Below are 3,297 nucleotides of genomic sequence, written 5' to 3' on the forward strand. Positions count from 1 at the left end.
ACGGCAGCGGCCAGAAGCTGCTGAAACTGGTGAACCAGGTGCTGGAGATCGCCCGCCTGGAAGGCCGGACGATGGAGTTCGACGCCGACTGCGAGCCGCTGGAATCGGCGCTGGACGACGCCCTGACGGCGCTGAAGCCCGAGCTGGACGCTCGGGGCGTGCAGGTATGCGTGCTGGGGCGCGGCGCGCTGCCCGCCGTGACCGCCGACGGCCGGGGACTGCGCTCGGTGCTGACCCACCTGCTGCACAACGCCATCGTCTTCTCGCCCGAGGGCGGGCGCATCGAGGTGAGCGCCCGGACCTGCGACGGCCAGGTGGACATCCGCATCCGCGACGAGGGCGAGGGCGTCGACCCAGCCGAGCTGCGGCGGCTTATGGCGCCCTTCGAACAGGGCGAGAACGCGCTGACCCGCAAGGCCGAGGGCGCGGGCCTGGGCCTGCCGATCGCCGACATGACCTGCGCGGCGATGGGCGGGCGGCTGCGCCTGACCTCCGCACCCGGCGACGGGCTGACGGCCGAGGTGCGCCTGCCGGCGGGCTGATGCCGGTTGCCAGGGGCGCCCGGCGTCCCTAATTGGCCGCCATGACGATCGAGACCGCGCTTGCCGAACTCCGCGACGAGTTCGAGCTCCTGGGCGACTGGGAGGAGCGCTACCGCTATGTGATCGAGCTGGGGAAGGACCTCGCCCCGCTATCCGACGATGAGCGGACCGACCCCTACAAGGTGCGCGGCTGCGCGAGCCAGGTGTGGCTGGTGACCGAGCCGCAGGCGGATGGGACGCTGGCGTTCCGCGGCGATTCCGACGCCCACATCGTGCGGGGCCTGATCGCGATCGTGCTGCGGCTGTATTCCGGCCATACGCCGGCGGAGATCCTGGCGTTCGACGCCAAGGCGGCCTTCGAGCAACTGGGGCTGGCCGGCGCCCTTTCGACACAGCGATCGAACGGCCTGGCCTCGATGGTGGCCCGCATCCGGCGCGACGCGGAAGCCGCACTCGCGGCCTGACCGCGCCCGGCCGGCGCGAAGGCCGTTGATCCCGGCCGCCGTTTCACGGAACACTGGTCCCGGTTCTGGGGGTGACGGCATGGTGGATCGGCGGGCGCTGATGGCGTCTTTCGCGGCGTGGGCCATGGCGGGGCCGTCGATGGCGGCGAAACCCTACCGGACGCCGCGGACGCGGTTCGGCGCGCCCGACCTGGAAGGCCTCTGGACCAACGCGTCCTATACCGAGCTGGAGCGGCCGGGCGACCTGAAGTCCCTGGTGGTGTCGCCGGAGGACGCCAAGGCCTGGGAAGCCAAGCTGGCCAAGTCGGGCGGGGTCAATGTGGGTCCCGATCCGGTGGGCCAGGCCGGCTCCGAATTCCCCGAATCCGGCAGCGGACTGGCGCGCATCAAGGGCGAGATCCGGGGGTCCTGGATCGTGGACCCGCCGGACGGCCAGCTTCCCTATACCGAGGCGGCGCGGAAGAGGCTGAAGAGCCCGCCCTATCGTCACTCGGACTACGACGACCCTGAGCAGCGGCCGATGGCGGAGCGTTGCCTCACGGCCGATGCGACCGGCGCTCCGATGATCAGCTCCCCCGACACCAACGTCCTGCAGATCGTTCAGACTCGCGACGCCATCGTCCTGGTCAGCGAGAAATACCACGACGCGCGGGTGGTGCGGCTGGGCGGCGGGGCCGGGCCGAACGCGCCCCGGTCCTGGATGGGGGAGTGCGAAGGCCGCTGGGACGGCGAGACCCTGGTGGTCACGACGACGCGGCTGCGGACCGGCCTGCAGGAACGCTCTTGGGGTTTCTGGCTCTCCGGCGAGGCGCGCGTGGAGGAGCGGCTCACGCGGATCGGGCCCGACGAAATCTTCTACGAATTCTCAGTGGACGATCCGTCGCTCTACACGCAGGTCTGGCGCGGAGAGATGGTGTTCCGGGCGACGCGGGGACCGATGTTCGAGTACGCGTGCCACGAGGGGAACTACGGCATCGTCAACATCCTGGGGGCCGCCCGGCTGGGGAACCAGCCCCCGCCGAAGACCTCCGCGCCCTGAAGCACGCCGGAGCTGGAGATGCGCCCTGCCCCTACGGCTCGCGGGACGAGACGTGGTTGAGGGCGATGACCCAGCGGCCGGCCACCTTGCGCATCAGTCTGGTGTTGACGCCGTCCTGCGGCGCGCCGGGGCGGTCCAGCCGGTAGCGGCTGATGAGCTGCGCCGCGTCGGGGGCCAGCATCTCGATCTGGATGTCGAAGAAGTGGAGGTGGCCGCGCTTCTCCGGCGCGCCGCCGTAGTCGCGGACGTAGTGGTCGAGCGTGCCTTGCCAGCCGTCCTGGACGCGGCCCTTGGAGACGAAGACCACGCCGGGGTTCTGGAAGCCGGCCATGTAGCCCTCGAAGTCGCCGCGGTTCCAGGCGGCTTCCATGTCGACGATCACCTTGAGGATCGCGGCCTTCTCGGCGGCTTCGTCCGGGGCCGGAGCGGCAAGGACCGGGGTCACCGCCGCGGCCGACAGCAGGACCGCGGCCGCTCGCAGCCTCATGCGGCCGGACGGATGCCCGTCGGCGACGAGGCGCCCAGGCCCACCACGGCGTCGTAGCCGAGGATCATGTCGACCTCGGCGCCGGTGGTCGCCAGCGGCAGGCGGATCCAGATCAGCGACAGGTGCGAGGCGCCCCGCCAGGCCAGATTGTGGACCCCGACGCTGGGCTTGCGCTCGCGGACCACCTTCGACAGCTCGCCCCGCCAGTATTCGGCGGCGGAGCTGTTGTAGATCTCGGAGAAGCTACGGCCGGTGATCTCGCGGCCGTAGACGTTGTAGAGGCCGGTGCCGGCCAGGCGCACGCGGTAGTCGCCCGCCTCGCCCGGCGCTTCGATGAGGCTGACCGTGGGCAGCAGGCGCTTCATGTCGGCCGGGTCGAGCCGGCCCTTCGGCGGGATCGGCGTGTCGCGGCGCAGCGAGTTCCAGTACGCGAACAGCTCCTCGTGCGCGCGGATCGCGGCAGCGGTCGGCGCAATATGAGTCGCCATCTTCAGATGCCCCGTCAACGACTTGGATTCATGACGAATCACATATCGCCTGACCCGCGAATCGGCGGCAAGCGCGAAACGCCTTCCGGGCTGTAAAAATGGTTAACGCCGACCCGGAAAGCAGAACGCCCGCCGGAAACCGGCGGGCGTTCGAAGACCACGGATCGTGGATCGGCCGAGGCTTAGCGCTTCTTGCGCGGCGCCTGACGACCGCCCTGGCCCAGGCCCATCTGCTTGGCCAGGTCCGAACGCGCCTTGGCGTAGTTCGGGGCGACCA

Annotated in this window: 5 protein-coding genes and 1 pseudogene; 3 read left to right on the forward strand and 3 right to left on the reverse strand. The window is 70.5% G+C overall.

Features of this window, described 5'->3' with window-relative positions:
* The 3 genes from Q0L11_RS16915 to Q0L11_RS16925 form a co-directional block, all read left to right on the forward strand.
* Positions 1–542, forward strand: a 542-nt coding sequence (locus Q0L11_RS16915; RefSeq protein ID WP_296598776.1) for a HAMP domain-containing sensor histidine kinase, incomplete at its 5' end; no start/stop codon positions are given.
* Positions 543–583: 41 nt separating this feature from the next.
* Positions 584–1,006 (forward strand): SufE family protein, encoded by a 423-nt coding sequence (locus tag Q0L11_RS16920; protein WP_296598777.1) that lies wholly within the window; start codon positions 584–586, stop codon positions 1,004–1,006.
* Positions 1,007–1,106: 100 nt separating this feature from the next.
* Positions 1,107–2,045: a hypothetical protein gene (locus tag Q0L11_RS16925; protein ID WP_296598778.1), complete on the forward strand. Its 939-nt coding sequence runs from the start codon at positions 1,107–1,109 to the stop codon at positions 2,043–2,045.
* 31 nt (positions 2,046–2,076) lie between these two features.
* On the opposite strand, the gene Q0L11_RS16930 is transcribed toward Q0L11_RS16925, so the two are convergent.
* From Q0L11_RS16930 to Q0L11_RS16940, 3 genes and pseudogenes are all read right to left on the reverse strand, one after another.
* The gene (locus tag Q0L11_RS16930; RefSeq protein ID WP_296598779.1) at positions 2,077–2,532 is read right to left on the reverse strand and encodes a nuclear transport factor 2 family protein; all 456 of its coding nucleotides are present in this window, start codon (positions 2,530–2,532) and stop codon (positions 2,077–2,079) included.
* Positions 2,529–3,020 (reverse strand): PAS domain-containing protein, encoded by a 492-nt coding sequence (locus Q0L11_RS16935; protein WP_296598780.1) that lies wholly within the window; start codon positions 3,018–3,020, stop codon positions 2,529–2,531. Before Q0L11_RS16935 ends, Q0L11_RS16930 begins: the two co-directional genes overlap by 4 nt.
* 182 nt (positions 3,021–3,202) lie before the next feature.
* A pseudogene (locus tag Q0L11_RS16940) lies at positions 3,203–3,297 on the reverse strand (MucR family transcriptional regulator); the annotation flags it as partial.

The sequence above is a fragment of the Phenylobacterium sp. genome, from assembly GCF_024508875.1.
Classification (GTDB): Bacteria; Pseudomonadota; Alphaproteobacteria; order Caulobacterales; family Caulobacteraceae; genus Phenylobacterium.

Bases quoted from the DNA above. Each gene is read 5' to 3' on its own strand.
- Q0L11_RS16930 (WP_296598779.1), bottom strand. From the start codon at position 2,532: ATGAGGCTGCGAGCGGCCGCGGTCCTGCTGTCGGCCGCGGCGGTGACC.
- Q0L11_RS16925 (WP_296598778.1), top strand. From the start codon at position 1,107: ATGGCGTCTTTCGCGGCGTGGGCCATGGCGGGGCCGTCGATGGCGGCG.
- Q0L11_RS16920 (WP_296598777.1), top strand. From the start codon at position 584: ATGACGATCGAGACCGCGCTTGCCGAACTCCGCGACGAGTTCGAGCTC.
- Q0L11_RS16935 (WP_296598780.1), bottom strand. From the start codon at position 3,020: ATGGCGACTCATATTGCGCCGACCGCTGCCGCGATCCGCGCGCACGAG.